Annotated in this window: 16 protein-coding genes; 7 read left to right on the forward strand and 9 right to left on the reverse strand. The window is 46.6% G+C overall.

Features of this window, described 5'->3' with window-relative positions; translation table 11 throughout:
• Positions 1-9 precede the first annotated feature (9 nt).
• The 3 genes from KQY15_RS11465 to KQY15_RS11475 all read left to right on the forward strand — a co-directional run bounded on the left by KQY15_RS11465 (position 10) and on the right by KQY15_RS11475 (position 1,311).
• Positions 10-627 (forward strand): hypothetical protein, encoded by a 618-nt coding sequence (locus KQY15_RS11465; RefSeq protein ID WP_217669341.1) that lies wholly within the window; start codon positions 10-12, stop codon positions 625-627.
• 61 nt (positions 628-688) lie between these two features.
• Positions 689-1,015: an IQM protein middle domain-containing protein gene (locus tag KQY15_RS11470; RefSeq protein WP_217669342.1), complete on the forward strand. Its 327-nt coding sequence runs from the start codon at positions 689-691 to the stop codon at positions 1,013-1,015.
• Entirely contained in the window at positions 1,015-1,311 is a 297-nt protein-coding gene (locus tag KQY15_RS11475; RefSeq protein ID WP_217669343.1) for a hypothetical protein, read from the forward strand. The genes KQY15_RS11470 and KQY15_RS11475 overlap by 1 nt, the downstream gene beginning before the upstream one ends.
• A 249-nt stretch (positions 1,312-1,560) precedes the next feature.
• Here the strand turns inward: KQY15_RS11475 and KQY15_RS11480 are convergent, their stop codons facing one another.
• Positions 1,561-2,526: a transposase gene (locus tag KQY15_RS11480; RefSeq protein WP_217669344.1), complete on the reverse strand. Its 966-nt coding sequence runs from the start codon at positions 2,524-2,526 to the stop codon at positions 1,561-1,563.
• A 501-nt stretch (positions 2,527-3,027) separates the two neighbouring features.
• Here KQY15_RS11480 and KQY15_RS11485 point away from each other — a divergent pair.
• Entirely contained in the window at positions 3,028-3,252 is a 225-nt protein-coding gene (locus KQY15_RS11485; RefSeq protein WP_217669345.1) for a hypothetical protein, read from the forward strand.
• 46 nt (positions 3,253-3,298) lie between these two features.
• On the opposite strand, the gene KQY15_RS11490 is transcribed toward KQY15_RS11485, so the two are convergent.
• Entirely contained in the window at positions 3,299-3,691 is a 393-nt protein-coding gene (locus KQY15_RS11490; RefSeq protein WP_217669346.1) for an MAPEG family protein, read from the reverse strand.
• A 184-nt stretch (positions 3,692-3,875) separates the two neighbouring features.
• Between KQY15_RS11490 and KQY15_RS11495 the strand changes: the two genes are divergently transcribed.
• Positions 3,876-5,240, forward strand: a complete 1,365-nt coding sequence (locus KQY15_RS11495) for a cyanophycinase (RefSeq protein ID WP_308160242.1) — start codon at positions 3,876-3,878, stop codon at positions 5,238-5,240.
• Positions 5,241-5,246: 6 nt separating this feature from the next.
• Here the strand turns inward: KQY15_RS11495 and KQY15_RS11500 are convergent, their stop codons facing one another.
• Both KQY15_RS11500 and KQY15_RS11505 read right to left on the reverse strand, forming a co-directional pair.
• Positions 5,247-6,284, reverse strand: a complete 1,038-nt coding sequence (locus KQY15_RS11500) for a patatin-like phospholipase family protein (protein WP_254795671.1) — start codon at positions 6,282-6,284, stop codon at positions 5,247-5,249.
• Between the two features lie 47 nt (positions 6,285-6,331).
• Complete coding sequence (locus KQY15_RS11505) at positions 6,332-7,582, reverse strand: anti-phage deoxyguanosine triphosphatase (protein ID WP_217669347.1); 1,251 nt, start codon at positions 7,580-7,582, stop codon at positions 6,332-6,334.
• Between the two features lie 135 nt (positions 7,583-7,717).
• Here KQY15_RS11505 and KQY15_RS11510 point away from each other — a divergent pair, with 135 nt between their 5' ends.
• A complete protein-coding gene (locus KQY15_RS11510; protein WP_217669348.1) occupies positions 7,718-8,065 on the forward strand; it encodes a YebG family protein in 348 nt (115 codons plus the stop codon).
• Positions 8,066-8,152: 87 nt separating this feature from the next.
• Here KQY15_RS11510 and KQY15_RS11515 read toward each other — a convergent pair whose 3' ends face one another.
• On the reverse strand, positions 8,153-9,544 hold the full coding sequence (locus tag KQY15_RS11515) for an alanine/glycine:cation symporter family protein (RefSeq protein ID WP_217669349.1): 1,392 nt from the start codon (positions 9,542-9,544) through the stop codon (positions 8,153-8,155).
• Between the two features lie 174 nt (positions 9,545-9,718).
• Positions 9,719-10,933 carry a pyridoxal phosphate-dependent aminotransferase gene (locus KQY15_RS11520; protein ID WP_217669350.1) on the reverse strand — a complete coding sequence of 405 codons (1,215 nt, stop codon included), beginning with the start codon at positions 10,931-10,933 and terminating at the stop codon, positions 9,719-9,721.
• A gap of 258 nt (positions 10,934-11,191) precedes the next feature.
• On the opposite strand from KQY15_RS11520, the gene KQY15_RS11525 reads away from it, so the two are divergent.
• Positions 11,192-12,052: a glucosaminidase domain-containing protein gene (locus tag KQY15_RS11525; RefSeq protein WP_217669351.1), complete on the forward strand. Its 861-nt coding sequence runs from the start codon at positions 11,192-11,194 to the stop codon at positions 12,050-12,052.
• Positions 12,053-12,086: 34 nt separating this feature from the next.
• Here KQY15_RS11525 and ttcA read toward each other — a convergent pair whose 3' ends face one another.
• From ttcA to fnr, 3 genes are all read right to left on the reverse strand, one after another.
• Positions 12,087-13,040 (reverse strand): tRNA 2-thiocytidine(32) synthetase TtcA, encoded by a 954-nt coding sequence (gene ttcA / locus KQY15_RS11530; RefSeq protein ID WP_254795672.1) that lies wholly within the window; start codon positions 13,038-13,040, stop codon positions 12,087-12,089.
• Positions 13,041-13,110: 70 nt separating this feature from the next.
• Entirely contained in the window at positions 13,111-14,043 is a 933-nt protein-coding gene (gene uspE, locus KQY15_RS11535) for a universal stress protein UspE (protein ID WP_217669352.1), read from the reverse strand.
• A 153-nt stretch (positions 14,044-14,196) separates the two neighbouring features.
• Entirely contained in the window at positions 14,197-14,901 is a 705-nt protein-coding gene (gene fnr / locus KQY15_RS11540) for a fumarate/nitrate reduction transcriptional regulator Fnr (RefSeq protein ID WP_217669353.1), read from the reverse strand.
• Between the last annotated feature and the right edge of the window lie 4 nt (positions 14,902-14,905).

The following is a 14,905-nucleotide window of genomic DNA, read 5'->3' on the forward strand; positions in this document are numbered from 1 at the left end:
GGGGAAGCCATGCATATGATTGCTAATTTGCCAAGGCCAGTATTTGCGTTTCTTTACTTAATGTGGGGTGGAGTGAAGCATAAATATATGACTTTTCTTACCCCTAAATATGCGGCCAAAGCGAAGCAGGATCTTGCAGCACTAAAGTTCGATTGTGAAGCTATAATTTGGATCCTTAGTAATAAGGATGCCGACTACAGTGGAGCTGTTGCTCGTGCCTACACCAATCAGCATGTAATCAATTTTGCGGCAACTAAAGCCACCATTTTTTTACATGAAGATATGTTTCAGTTAGCTGGGGTAACATTTAATGAACGGCTGATTCCTGAACATATAAAAAAGGAGGAGGTTTTAAGATTTTATGTTGATTACCCTCCTGATATGAGTTTGATGAGGCATCTTTATAGAAATTACATTAATTCTAATGAAATACATGCTTTGAAATATGAATTATTTCATAGGTTTAGGGTTAATGTGGAAAAAATGCTTCAAGCGATTATGTCTGTTTCACACTTTGATTCGGTCGATTACGCAATTGCTGTGCAAGATTATGATAATCCTAAGCGGGCAGAAGAATTCTTTAGAACGTTAGAAAAAGTATTAGAAGAGAGTATTGTTAAACACTAGTTGTAAAGCTTTGTGGTCTAGTTTCAAGTCAATATAGGACAGGGACAGTCAACGGAAAGAATTGCGGGAAGAATTGGACAGGCACAGCTTAGAAGATTTTTTGGCTGGCGCGGGAGTCGCATTAGCTGGCGAGATGGTCGTCAACGATAGTGAGATTTCAGATGTATCAAACTTGAGTGGGCACTATCGTCCTACTCAGTCTACTAATGACCAATTGTTTACTGAGCTCGAATTAAAAGGGATGAGTAAGTCAGATATTGACAATATTACTAGGTCAGGTGTAAATGACTCTGGGGAGTATATGACTCCAAAACCGCATAGAAAGTTTGATGAAGCAAATAAATGGCAGGACGGTGACGACATACCTTATGATTGGAACGACTTTTAATGATAACTAAAATTCAAAAAACAGACTCAAGTGCGTTATCTCTAATCTTATATGCTTTTCAGTTTGAAAGAATTACTGATGATTTCTCTTGGGATGAGCGGCATCAAAATAAGTTGGCAAACTTATATGACATTAATAAGTTGAAACTCATTTCTGAACATATAAATCACTATTTTGTTGCTAGAGATCTTGATTTGTCGAATGTGCTGCCTCCCATGAACGCTAGTGCTGCTGAAAAAGAACTTTTGCTTAAAAATATTCAAATTGGCTTAGACCAAATTATAGGCAATTATTAATTTATGACTGATTTCACAGCACGGACAGCAATCAATATAAGACAGGCACATCTGAAAGTCAATGTAGGACTGGCACAGCTGAGAAGGTCCTATATTGCTCCATCAAATACTGACGCTGCAGTTAATATGCTACGGGTAACGTAAAAGTTCGCGCAAAGTAACTGTTGTAAGGTATTGTCAGGTATAACGGTTCCTGAATGCTAGGTTGTGACGCTGAATAATTTTTAGTTGAGAGGGTAGAAGAGATGTTCAGGCTGCGTCACGGCGGGCTCGTCGGCTAAATAAGGTTGTATAGCGAGCCTCGAATTGCGTGGCGCGAGTCAGCCATTCTTGCTGGCTAAGATTGAGCCGCTGCAGAATAGGTGGGAGTAGTTCTGCTATGGAGCCCCTTTTGTCGCTGCTGATAACGCGACCGGTATAGTCCAACAGCTGCAGATAGTCAGATAGGTTAAATAATATGCCTTGTTGTGGTGGGGCAACCAGCGCCCCTTCGAAAGGAAGCAGAGGTTTGAGAGGATGCCTGAAGTGTTGCAGATTACCTTGCCGGGTTTGTTCAGCAATAGCTTGTAATATATCGAATGAGGGCATCAGACGCTCTTTGATGCTGGTGAATTCTGAGCTTTCTGGTGTCTCAGCCATTTGTGCGCGTACCGGGTTTAAATCTACGTAGGCCATGCAGGATAGTAAAGCCTCTTCGGTTAGCAATGCTTGAGATTTGAATCTTGCCTCCCAGAAATGCCCAGTGCAACCGTCTTCCTTATTCGCCTGACGGGCAATGGGTTCGTTAAGGCATTTCATAAACCAACTCAGGCTGGTCAGCCGCTCACGATATACGTCGGCACAGCTGTGCACTGTGTCAAGCTCAGCGGTGCTAAGTTTACCCTTTGCCAAATAGCGCTGCACCAGCAGAGTACTCTTGTGAAGGCTGGTCCAGCGAGCCAGCACATCTTGCAAATTCCAGTTATTTGCTTGATCTGGCTGAATTTTCACCACGATGTGCAAGTGGTTTGACATTACCGCATAGGCGCAGATGTCGATAGCAAATAATGAGGCCAGCAAGCGGATGCGCTGCTCAATCCAGGCTCGGCGGTGTTCGTAATTTTTACCCGTTTCTCTGTCAATACCACACAAAAAAGATCTACGCACGCAACGAGATACAACATGGTAGTAAGGAGTGTCTTCTACTGCGATAAGTGCTTTACGAGGTCTGGGCACAACGCACCCTTTCACTGTTTAAATATACAGTTAATAGATTAGTAATCGTTTGTTGAGCTGTCAAGATTTTGTTAATATGGTCGGCTTGGCTACTATGCCTGTCCATTACATCTAACATCGCTCAATCCAGGCTCGGCGGTGTTCGTAATTTTTACCCGTTTCTCTGTCAATACCACACAAAAAAGATCTACGCACGCAACGAGATACAACATGGTAGTAAGGAGTGTCTTCTACTGCGATAAGTGCTTTACGAGGTCTGGGCACAACGCACCCTTTCACTGTTTAAATATACAGTTAATAGATTAGTAATCGTTTGTTGAGCTGTCAAGATTTTGTTAATATGGTCGGCTTGGCTACTATGCCTGGCTACTATGCCTGTCCATTACATCTAAATATGGTCAGCTTGGCTACTATGCCTGTCCATTACATCTTTATGAAGTACCCGTTATTGCGCGCCCGGATGAGCCCGAGTTATTGGCGTTATGCGAAGAGTATGGGTTTTTGACTGAAGATACCATTGGCTTAACGCTGGGCTACGGCATTTACATTAAACAGGGTTACCTTACCAGACGTTTACTATCACACGAACTTCGGCATGTGCATCAGTATGAGCAGGCCGGTTCGCACGAAGCCTTTCTGACTCGTTATATCGGCGACATTATCCGGTTTGGATATCTCGATTCGCCCTATGAAGTTGATGCCAGATATCACGAGATAAATATTTAATACATCATTCACCGAGCAATTATTTTAGTGGCGCCCAGGGCGGTTTTCAACCCAACAGCGCGCGACCTGCAATAGTAAAAGCCGCTATCATTCCCACCAGCCAGACAGTGGAGCGCGGGGTGGCATAATCGAACCAGTAACATAAAAAATAAACCAGCCGGCTGGCGATAAACACCCAGCCCAGGATAACGCTGGTGTTATCCACCGCATTCATTGCTATTGCTGTCAGCACTGCGCAACCATATATAATTAATGCTTCAAAACTGTTGTAGTGGGCGGCATTGGCGCGCTGGCCGAAGCCTTTTAAGGCAGCTTGCTGTTCCCGCGGGTTGTTATTGTCATATCCGCCGGCTTTTTGCATGGCAAAGGCGAGGGGCGCTTTGGCCAGAAATGGCAGCAGCATGGCAATGAATAGCGTGACTAGTAAAGAACTGAGCATAGTAAAAACCCTCCGGTACAGCAGTGGTAACGCTGTCATAATTAAACAATAAACCAGTTACAGCTTACTGCTTAGAGAGTGACCTTACCAGTTTAAATCTGATACTCTGTGCGATGGGCGACAATAAAAACAACAGCCCTGATAAACCCAAAATATTAAAAAGCATAAAAATGGAGCAAATCTGGTGAAGCACACTTTTTTTTCTAACTCAGTTTCATTGCCGGTTTCAGTACTAAGTTTAAGCCTGTTAATCGGCTGTACTGAGGTGGTTATTCCTGAGCCAACACCGCAGGCAGACAAGGGGGCGCTGGTACTAGTTGGTGGCGCACTTGCAGGTTCTAATGCTGAAGTTTATCAGCGATTTATTGAGCTGGCTGGCGGAGAATTGCAGGCGCGGATAGCCGTCATCCCGGCTGCCAGTGGTCAGCCGGTAAAATATTTCAGGCAATTTCAGCAAGATATGCAGCGCTATGGCTTGGATGAAGACCAGATGACCTTGTTTCCGGTAGCCGTTAATGATGATAAAAGCACCAAAGATGTTGATGAAAGTCAGTGGCGGCGGGGTGCGACTGACCCAAAACTGGCTGAGCAGCTTAGCCAGTTTACCGCTGTCTGGTTTTTAGGGGGCGATCAGTTAAATATTACCGCTACTCTGGCACCTGAGGGGCAGAACTCTGTGCTGCTGGATGCTATATGGGCGCTTTATCAGCGAGGGGGCGTGGTTGGTGGCACCAGTGCAGGTGCCGCTATGATGAGTGAAGTGATGATTGCGGCCGGCGATTCCTGGGGGGCTCTGACCGAAGGTACTACTGATACTTATAATGGCATGCAGGATCAGGAAAACGGCCCGTTACTGCTGGCAAAGGGGCTGGGCTTTTTCCCCCACGCTATTGTAGATCAGCATTTCGATCGTAAAGCCCGTTTTGGCCGGCTAATTGTGGCAACGGAGCTTAATAAAGCGACCTTTCCGCTCGGTTTTGGTATTGATGAAAACACAGCACTGGTATACACCGCGTTTAACAATAGTGCTGAGGTTATTGGTGCAGGGGCGGTTACCGCGATAGACGTTACTCATGCCAGACGGGTAGACAACCCTCATGGTTACCATATTGAAAATGTCAGAGTAAGTGTGATGCAGGGTAATGATCACTATCATTTTGATACCGAGCAATTTGTTGCTAACCCCCTTAAATCTGCCACTGTCGGTCATGAGTATCTTGATCTGGCAAAACCGGTGGCATCAGGCGTGTTCAGTCGTAATAGCAGACTAAAAGATTTGCTGACGTTCGATCTGGTTGATAATAAAGGTACGAACGAAGTTATCAGCTATTTGCATCAGGGCGAAGGACGGGGTTTTACCCTTCGTTTCAGTCAGGACGAATACACTACAGGCTACTGGCAGTATCTGGATGGCTTGCTAGATAGCGGCAGTGCCTTTGGTGTAAAACTGGATATTGTCCCTACCAGCTTCAGTATTACGCCATTAACACCCACCGCCACTGCAGATACTTCTACAGATAGCATAGTGGACGACCCAAGACCGCAGTAGCAGTACTTACAACGCTTCGAGTTGATACTGGCCGCTGGCAAAATCAGCGGCCAGTTCGTGTGAGCGTTCAAGCACAGTCTGCCAGTTCGCCAGGCGCTGCTTGTCTGGTAATTTAAAATCATTTCTGTCCGGAATCTTGCCATTCGGTAAACTGGCAACCCAGCTGGCACTGGGGCAGAGCAGTACCACATTGTGCAGGTGCGCCGAGTGTGCCCGTCGCCACTTTAATGCCTTGTCAAACCAGCCAGGGGTAAGCTGCGGGTAAAAGTGTGGATACAGCACCAAACCATGATTACTGAACGGCAGGTCAAAATGGTAGTCGGTAATGCCACCATCATAATAAAAACCAGGGCCGGCACCTTCGATATCTTTAACCGGCGATAAAACCAAAGGAATTGAGCCACTTGCCATTACTGCCTGGCGTAAATTGGCCTGGCTTAATGGCACGTGCTGGGTAGGCAAGCCGGTGTAGCGATGAAACGGCGCCTGGCATTGCTCCGGATAAAACTGTACCCGTTGGTAAAAGTGTTGCAAATAGCGCCGGTTCAGTAAATTTGCACCGGCAGCAAGCGTTAAGCCGGCGGCTTGCCAAATTTTGCGCTGACTGCGGTTCAGCCCTTTTGCTTTGGCTACTATCAGGTTCAATTTCATTACCGGGTTGTTCAGCACCTCGGTTACCTGTTGTTCGTTTTGGAACACTTCGTCGATAATTGCCGTGGAAATGCGGGTAACTTCGTTAATATCAGCACCCGCCGGGTAACGGATCGTGGAATAGGCCTGAGCAAAACGTTTTGACGCTGCGACAGGGTCGGCCTGGGCATAGCAGGCAAAACGCCAGGCACCGGCTGAGCTGCCAAGTAAATGCAAAGGCTTACTGCGGCCAGCAAAAAAATCGCTAAGAAGGTACTGGTCCAGGCCGAATAAGCTAAACCATTTCGGACCACCGCTGGCACCTACCATCACACTGATATCATTGGCTTGCAGGCCATGTTGTTTAATATGGGCCATAGCCCCGGGGCCGGCCAGAACACGAAGCTTATTCAAAACTATTGGGGTCTCCTTTGGCTGTCGCTTATGCGCATCTGTTGTAATTAAATTGGTCCGAACAGAGTTTTATGTATTCGTTCAGCGTAGTCATCTGTCATGCCTGAAATGTAATCACAAATTACCCGCATGCCCTGGCCTTGTTCACTGGCGCTGTGCCAGCGTTGCTGGGTATTAACCGGTAATAAGCGACTGGGATCAGAGGCAAAAGCATCAAATAACTGCAATAGCATATTCTGACAGCGAAAGCGTGATTGTTGAATTAGCGGCTGGCGAATTACACAGTTAAACACCAGCTGTTTCAGGCTATGCAGCACGGCAGTTTCTGCGCCGGGCAGCCTGGCATTAAACCGGATTAGCGGCTCTGAGGCCTCCGGCAGGGCCTGATACAGCTCCACTGACGTGATTAACCGGTTAACCAGTGCGCCTATTGCATCTTTTCGGATGTGGTGCTCGCTGCTGAATAATTTGGCACCAAGCGTTTGCATATCATCGCCGGTATAGTGCTGCCACTGGCTGTAGCTGACATTACCCAGCACGATGGCATCCTCAAGGTCGTGCACGCCATAAGCGATATCGTCGGCCAGTTCCATAATGGATGCATCAAGCGACTTAAAACGGGATTTAATAAAAGGTGATTGCGCTAACGTATCTACCTGCTGGAAGGCAGCACGATCGGCGCTACTCAGGGGTTGTAGTATCCAATCAAGAATATCGGCATCTGCCTGAAATATCGCTTTGGCAGGTTTCCAGTTATTTAAGTTAAGTGGGTTGTCAGTATTAGCAACAGCCGGGAAACCTGGCTGTAACACCGGGTATTTAAGCAAACCCAATAAGGTGCGCCTGGCCAAATCCATGCCATGCTGCTGAGTGTACGGCTCCAGCTTGGCAACAATCCGTAAAGTCTGGCCATTACCTTCAAAACCACCATCGGCCAGCATTTTATAATTCAGCGCGGTTTCACCACCATGGCCAAAGGGCGGGTGGCCAATATCATGAGCCAGACAAAGGGCTTCCATCAGGCTTGGGTCGGGCAGAATGGCTTTAATATCGTCAGTAGATTTTCTGACCAGCTGACTAACCAGCCCGGTGCCTATTTGCGCGGCTTCTAGTGAATGGGTAAGGCGGGTACGATAAAAATCATTCTGGCCAATGCCTAAAATCTGAGTTTTAGATTGCAAACGCCTGAAAGCGGCAGAGTGCAGAATGCGGGCCCGGTCCCGTTGCCAGGGCGAGCGTTGATCGTTTGGCCGGTCGTGGCTGTCTTCAGAATGTCGCGCTGACCAAATTGCTAACATAACCTTCCTTAATCATGGTAAAACAGCTTAGCAAGAGCCGTTATAGTACGCGACTATTGATTTTATTTCGAGCACTCGACACCGGCTAAATTATACTGTATAAAATAACAGTTAAAATTAATCAGGGGCAGCAAAATGGCAGTGTTAATAAAATATATTGTAGAGCGCAATGGAGTAGAGAAAATGACTTTTACCTCAAAAGCGGAGGCGGACGCCTATGACAAAATGCTGGATACCGCTGATGAGTTGGCCAGCTTTTTAACTGCCAGCAGCTTACTGGCAGATGAAGCGCAAACCGAAACGCTGGCCTTATACCTGGCTCAGAATAAAGAGGCTTTACTGGTGGCCTTAGGGGCAAAAAAGCCGGCAAAAGCGCCGGCCAAAGCAGCAGTTAAACCCACTGCTGTAGGTGAAACAGCTAATTCTGATGACAATTCAGCTCAAAAAGGCGGCAAGAAAACTGTCACCGGCCAGGCTGCCTGATCAAGCAGGTTTGACAATAATGCCAGGCAAGCCGCTGTTGGCTGGCAGGATGGGTACTGGCTTAGCATCAGCCCATATTGGCTGGTGCTAAATGGCCCGCTTTTGCCAGTACGCTTTTAAGTCAGCTTTTACTTCCGGTAACAGCAGATACAATGCCAGAATATTGGGCACCGCCATTAAAAATATCATCGAGTCTATAAAATCAAATACTGCCATAACATTTGGCACAGCACCGATTGAGACAATAAAACAAAAAAACACTTTGTACAGCTGAGTCAAACGCTGATTATGGCCAACCAGATAGCGCCAGCCGGTTAAGCCATAGTAAGACCAGCTGATTACGGTGGAAAAACCAAATAGCAACAGTGCCACCATTAAAACCCACGGAAACCAGCTAACTACCGAGGCAAAAGCGCCAGAAGTGATTTGTACGCCGTCCAGGCCCGGGGTCTGGTAGGCGCCGGTTAATATAATAACCAGCGCGGTAATGGTGCAAATCACTACAGTATCAATAAAGGGTTCCAGTAAACCGACAAAACCCTGGCTGACCGGGTCTTTGGTTTGCGCCGCAGCATGAGCAATAGGTGAGGAGCCAATACCGGCTTCATTAGAATAAGCTGCGCGCCTGAAGCCCTGAATAAGCACCCCAATAAAACCACCGTAGCCGGCTTCAGGGGTAAAGGCGCCCTGAACAATTAGCCACAGGGCAGCGGGAATGGCGCTAAAGTGGGTAAACATCACCAACAACGAAGCCGCCAGATAAATGCCGCACATTAATGGCACCAGTTTACTGGTTACCCGGGCGATACTTTTTAAACCACCAATAATAACTGCGCCTACCAAAAGCGCATAAATTGCACCAAACAGCCAGGCGTTGTCAAAGCCGGTAACACTTTGTACCTGCACAAAACCCTGATTAACATGGACAAAACCTGCTGAGCCAAAAATAACAAATACCGAGAAAGCCATAGCCAGTACTGTACCCAGCATTGGCAGTTTAAATTTATCCAGCGCGGCTTTAATGTAATACATCGGGCCGCCGGAAACGCTGCCGTCGCTGTTAATTTGCCGGTACTTTACCGCCAGGGTACATTCAACAAACTTGGTCGACATACCCAATAAACCTGCGATGATCATCCAAAAGGTGGCGCCCGGTCCGCCTAAACTTATGGCAATGGCCACCCCGGCGATATTGCCGGTACCGACTGTGCCGGACAACGCGGTGCTGAGTGCCTGAAAAGGGCTGATTTCACCGCTGGCCCCTGTTGTTTTATTTTTTTTAAGTAAACTAATAGCATGACTGAACCCCCGGACATTAATAAAACCGAGATAACAGGTAAATACCAGGGCACCACAAATCAGCCAGATTAAAACCATCGGTATGGCAACGCCATTGATTTCAAAAGCGTAGAAAACCACAGAGGCCAGTTTTGACGTCAGGCTTTCAAACATTTGTTGGAATGAGAAGTCAGTTATCATTATTATAATCAGCAGTATGGATGGCTATTTGATTCGCCCAGCCTACTGTTAAATGAATGCAGAAACAAGAAATTAAACCGTGGCTTGCGGTGATTTACCAGCAGAACACGGTGTTTACTGCGGAAATCTCTGGCAACTCACCGCTGCCGCTCAGGGCGACAGCGGTTTTGAATCCTACTGACTATAACCTGGCAAGAATTGCGCGAGCTTACCCAGTGCCGCGGCCAGTTGCTCTTTGTGGGGCAGAAACACGATGCGAAAATGATCAGGCTCCGGCCAGTTAAAAGCCCGGCCATGCACCAGTAGAACTTTGTGCTGACGCAAAAAATCCAGAACAAACAGCTCATCGTCCTTAATCCGGATTTTTTTGCGATCTATTTTAGGAAATAAGTACATGGCGCCCTTAGGCCGCATGCAGCTTAACCCATCAATATCGTTAACCAGCTTATGGGCCAGATCCATTTGTTCGTACAAACGGCCGCCAGGCACCACCAGTTCATTTATGCTCTGATAGCCGCCAAGTGCAGTTTGCACTGCATGCTGGCAGGGAACGTTGGCACAAAGCCGCATTGAAGCCAGCACGTTTAAACCTTCGATATAGTGCCGGGCCAGGTTTTTGGCTCCTGAAATAAATAACCAGCCAACCCTGAATCCGGCTATCCGGTAATTTTTGGAAAGGCCGCCAAATGTCAGCATAATCAGATCATCAGCCAGCGATGCTGTGCTGACGTGCTCGATGCCGTCGTACAGCACTTTATCGTATATTTCATCACTCAATACCACCAACCGATGCTCACGGGCTATTTTCAGCAGTTCCAGCAAAAAAGCCTGATCATAAACCGCACCGGTAGGGTTATTCGGGTTTATCAACACTATTGCTTTAGTTTTAGTGCCGATTTTCTGCTTAATATCGCTAAGATCCGGAAACCAGTCCTGTTGCTCATCACAGCGATAATGCACTGCTTTACCGCCGGCCAGATTAACCGCCGCTGTCCACAGTGGATAATCGGGCGATGGGATCAGCACTTCGTCACCATTATTCAGCAGAGCCTGCAACGACATTAAAATAAGCTCTGAGACACCATTGCCAATATACACATCATCAGCGTCAGCACCTCTGATCCCACGTTGCTGGTAATACTGCGCCACGGCAACCCTTGCCGGATATATACCCTGAGAGTCTGAATAGCCCTGAGCCGTAGGCAGATTATGAATAACATGCTTAAGTATTTCATCTGGTGCTTCAAAGCCAAAAGGTGCCGGATTACCGATATTCAGTTTAAGAATACGGTGACCTTCTTCTTCCATTCTTCTGGCTTCCTGTGCGACAGGGCCGCGAATGTCATAACATACTCCATCGAGCTTGGTTGAACGTTCAATTGGTTTCATAGCCTGAACCGGTTTGCCCCCTATAATAATATCCATCCAGATAGCTAAAATATCAGGGTGTAGTTGTCACATAACCGCGGCAGATTTGCAATGCGGCGACCAGAAATGTTGACAAATTTTTGTAAAAAAACCAGCTGAAATATTTTTTAGTTCAATCTGAGCCAGGCAAAGGCTAAAATAGCTAACTAAATTTCAAATCCGCAATCCATTCAGTTACTTTAGATGGCTTGCGATGGTGCAGAATGTAATGGTGAATTTTTGATTAAAAAAAGTGTGATCGTAGCAGGCTGGTGCCTTGTTGCGTATGCGGCGTTAAGCCCTTTTGTCGGGCTGCAGCCGGTGCCACAGCAGGACTCACTCGATGAATGGCAACGACCTGGCAGAATCGCGGCGCTGAGTCAGGCTGATCAGCAAAAGGTGCTGGAACGGCTAGCCTATACCGAACCCGCTATTCCTTTTACTGCATTGCCAGATTTTAGTGCTATTACTGATACCAATGCCAAAAAGCGAGCTTTTTTTAATTATCTGCGACCCCATGTACAGCGCGAAAATAACCGGTTGCGCAATTTGCGGCGGCAATTAATCGAGCTTGCAGAAAAAAAACAGAAAAACCAACGGCTCACCATCAACGAATATGCATTTCTGTATAGCTTGTATGATGAGTTCCGGATGGACGTCGCCGAATCAGATCCGCAAATGCTGCAGGAATTACTGAAAAGGGTCGATATTTTACCTGCTAGCCTGGTGTTAATGCAGGCCGCCAATGAATCTGCCTGGGGGACCAGCCGCTTTGCGGTTGAAGGCTACAACTTTTTTGGTCAGTGGTGTTTTCGGGAGGGGTGTGGTCTGGTGCCGCTTAGTCGTGCTGACGACATGAGCCATGAGGTTGCAAAGTTTGATAGTCCCGCCAAAAGTATCCGCAGCTATTTTTACAACCTGAACACCTTTCATACCTACGAGCCGCTGCGCGAAATCCGGGCGCAATTAAGAGCCGAGCGCAAGCCTGTGCGTGGCGAGGCCCTTGCGGCCGGTTTAGGCCGCTATTCAGAACGCGGTGATGAGTATATTGCTGAAATAAGCAGTATGATCCGCTTTAACCGGCGCTTTCTGGAAGACTAATCTCTGAGCAACAAAATGTAGCAGTTAAGTGCAGTTATGATAACTGCACAATTTTCAGGCTGTTACTGAGTTGATGTTTGTCTGCTAAGGTTGAGTATTCGTCTTGTTCCTCGTCGCTGGCAAGGCCAACAGGAATGGCCGGTACGGCCTGATGATCGAAAGCCGTATCTCCTTCAACGGTATTCTGGCCATCTTTTGATATGCCGGCAAAATCAAATAAGCTGTTGTCAGCCAGATGAGATGGCACCACATTCTGCATTGCCTGAAACATGGTTTCAATCCGGCCCGGAAAGCGTTTATCCCAGTCTTGCAGCATTTCTTTTATAACCTGACGTTGTAAACCATCCTGCGAGCCGCATAAGTTACAGGGGATTATCGGAAACTGGCGCGCTTCAGAGTATTTTTCAATATCTTTTTCTTTACAATATGCCAGTGGCCGGATCACGATATGCTCGCCGTTGTCACTGATCAGCTTAGGTGGCATCGATTTCATTTTGCCCCCATAAAACATATTTAAAAACAGTGTTTCCAGCATGTCATCGCGATGATGGCCCAGCGCTATTTTAGTGGCGCCCAGCTCCTTTGCCGTGCGGTATAAAATGCCGCGGCGAAGGCGCGAGCAAAGGGAGCAGGTAGTTTTACCTTCAGGAATTTTATCTTTGACAATGGCATAGGTGTCTTCAGTCACAATTTGATAATCAACACCAATGCTCTGCAAATATTGGGGTAATACATGTGCCGGAAAACCCGGTTGTTTCTGATCCAGGTTAACCGCAACAATACTGAAACTGACTGGCGCAGATTGCTGTAAGTTAAGCAGAATATCCAGCATGGTATAAGAGTCTTTGCCACCGGATAAGCAGACCATAATTTTATCGCCTTCGCTTATCATGCCAAAGTCACTAATGGCCTGACCCACGCCGCGGCGCAGCCGTTTGTGCAGTTTGTTTAAATTATACTGTGCTTTTGCTTGTGCTGCGTGCGACATAACTTCGGTAACCCTGCAGAAAAATGGCGCACATTATAACCAAGTGTGCGCCAATACCATAGGGCGGATTTTAGTGTTTTGCTAACGGGCTGACAAAATTTGCCGGTTTTAACGCTAAAACATCACAGTCAAGCTGGTCAATTAAGTGTTCTGCGGTGTTACCAATAATGGCGGCTGAAAAACCGGTTCGACCAATCGTGCCAATAACCACCATTTCTGCGTCCAGCTCGGTAGCCAGCGCCGGAATAATATCTTCAGGCATGCCCTCCAGCACATGGGTATCCTGTTCGGCCATATCAAACTGACTGGCCAGCTCAGCTACCGCGTTTTCATGATGGCGGCGCATAGCAGAATTATATTGTTGTGGGTTAAACTCCGGAATTTCGATGGCGATATTAACCGGCGTGCCGGGAAAGGCATTAACCAGATGAACTTTACCCTGCAACACTTTTGCCATGGCTTTGGCATTGCTGATCACCCGCTGGTTCAGCGATTGATGATGATCCTGTTCACTACCCGCATTTACTGCAGCAATAATATTGCCATTGTCAGGCCAGGCATGCTCTTTAACCAGCAATACTGCGCACGGACATTTGCGTAGAATATGCCAGTCTGTCGGAGTGAAAATCATCGATTTTAAGATGTCATGGTTGTGGGTGCCTTTGATAACCAGATCGAAATTTTGCTCCAGCACTTCATGCACTATCGCTTCAAAGGGGCGGTTATGCCACACCACCTTTACACTAATATCAACTCCCTGATTTCTGGCATCATTAATCAGCTCACCGACCCATAATTCGCGGTCATGAATAACAGCCTGGCGCATCGATTCCCGTTCGTCACCCGACAGCATGGTAGTCATTTCATAGGAAAAGTCGTATACCGATAAAAAAGCGGTTAGTTTACAAGGTTGTTTGTGGGCAAGCTCTAAACCACGGTTCAGGGCTTTATGCTGACTATCTGTCGGATCAAGTACCACTAACACATTGCTGAAAACGGTCATTACACTCTCCTTGTTACAAAAGGCCTTGTTACAATAAGGGGTTGGCCATGCGCAACTTAATGTGCTGGCAGGCGCTGCTTTTTGTTGCTACTGAAAAGTGTAGTCAATAAAACCGTAATAGGGGGAACTTCAGTTTGTGCTAAATCAAAAAAACTAACAATTACCGGCTAACTGCTGCATAGCAGCCGGTGCAGTAATGGTAATTAGCTTGCCATCGACAACAATTAGCTGTTCTTTATGTAATTTACTTAATAAACGGCTGATGGTTTCAACAGTTAAACCAAGATAATTGCCGATGTCACTGCGGGTCATTGATAAACGGAATGCCTTATCAGAAAAACCACGATTACCAAACCGTTGCGCCAGATGGTTTAAAAAAGTCGCTAACTTTTGTTCAGCTGTTTTGCGGTTTAACAATAACAGCATTTGCTGATCGGCCTGAATATCCTGGCTCATTAAACGCATTAACTGTTGGCGTAACTTTGGTAATTGATCCAGCAATGACTCAAGATTGGGATAGGGTATTTCACATACCATGCCGGTTTCCAGCGCTTCTGCATAGCTGTTATGTAACTCATTGTTTATTGCATCAAAGCCAATAACATCACCAGGTAAATGAAAGCCGGTAATTTGTTGTTCACCTTGTTCGGTAAGGGTGAAGGTTTTGAATGACCCGGAACGAATAGCATACAGCGCTGTTAATGGCTTATTGCTCTCAAACAGCATGTCGCCTTTGTGCAACGGCCTTTTGCGTTGAATAATATCATCTAACCGGCTAAGTTCCTGCTCATTCAGGGAAAACGGCAGACATAGCTGGCTGAAACCACAATCCTGACAATTTATTGCTGAACGTTGCATAATC

The sequence above is a fragment of the Arsukibacterium indicum genome, assembly GCF_019100565.1.
Classification (GTDB): domain Bacteria; phylum Pseudomonadota; class Gammaproteobacteria; order Enterobacterales; family Alteromonadaceae; genus Alishewanella; species Alishewanella indicum.

Coding starts and splice junctions, on each gene's coding strand:
- KQY15_RS11465 (WP_217669341.1), top strand. CDS start 10: ATGCATATGATTGCTAATTTGCCAAGGCCAGTATTTGCGTTTCTTTAC.
- KQY15_RS11475 (WP_217669343.1), top strand. CDS start 1,015: ATGATAACTAAAATTCAAAAAACAGACTCAAGTGCGTTATCTCTAATC.
- KQY15_RS11490 (WP_217669346.1), bottom strand. CDS start 3,691: ATGCTCAGTTCTTTACTAGTCACGCTATTCATTGCCATGCTGCTGCCA.
- KQY15_RS11505 (WP_217669347.1), bottom strand. CDS start 7,582: ATGTTAGCAATTTGGTCAGCGCGACATTCTGAAGACAGCCACGACCGG.
- KQY15_RS11510 (WP_217669348.1), top strand. CDS start 7,718: ATGGCAGTGTTAATAAAATATATTGTAGAGCGCAATGGAGTAGAGAAA.
- KQY15_RS11515 (WP_217669349.1), bottom strand. CDS start 9,544: ATGATAACTGACTTCTCATTCCAACAAATGTTTGAAAGCCTGACGTCA.
- KQY15_RS11520 (WP_217669350.1), bottom strand. CDS start 10,933: ATGAAACCAATTGAACGTTCAACCAAGCTCGATGGAGTATGTTATGAC.
- ttcA (WP_254795672.1), bottom strand. CDS start 13,040: ATGTCGCACGCAGCACAAGCAAAAGCACAGTATAATTTAAACAAACTG.
- uspE (WP_217669352.1), bottom strand. CDS start 14,043: ATGACCGTTTTCAGCAATGTGTTAGTGGTACTTGATCCGACAGATAGT.
- fnr (WP_217669353.1), bottom strand. CDS start 14,901: ATGCAACGTTCAGCAATAAATTGTCAGGATTGTGGTTTCAGCCAGCTA.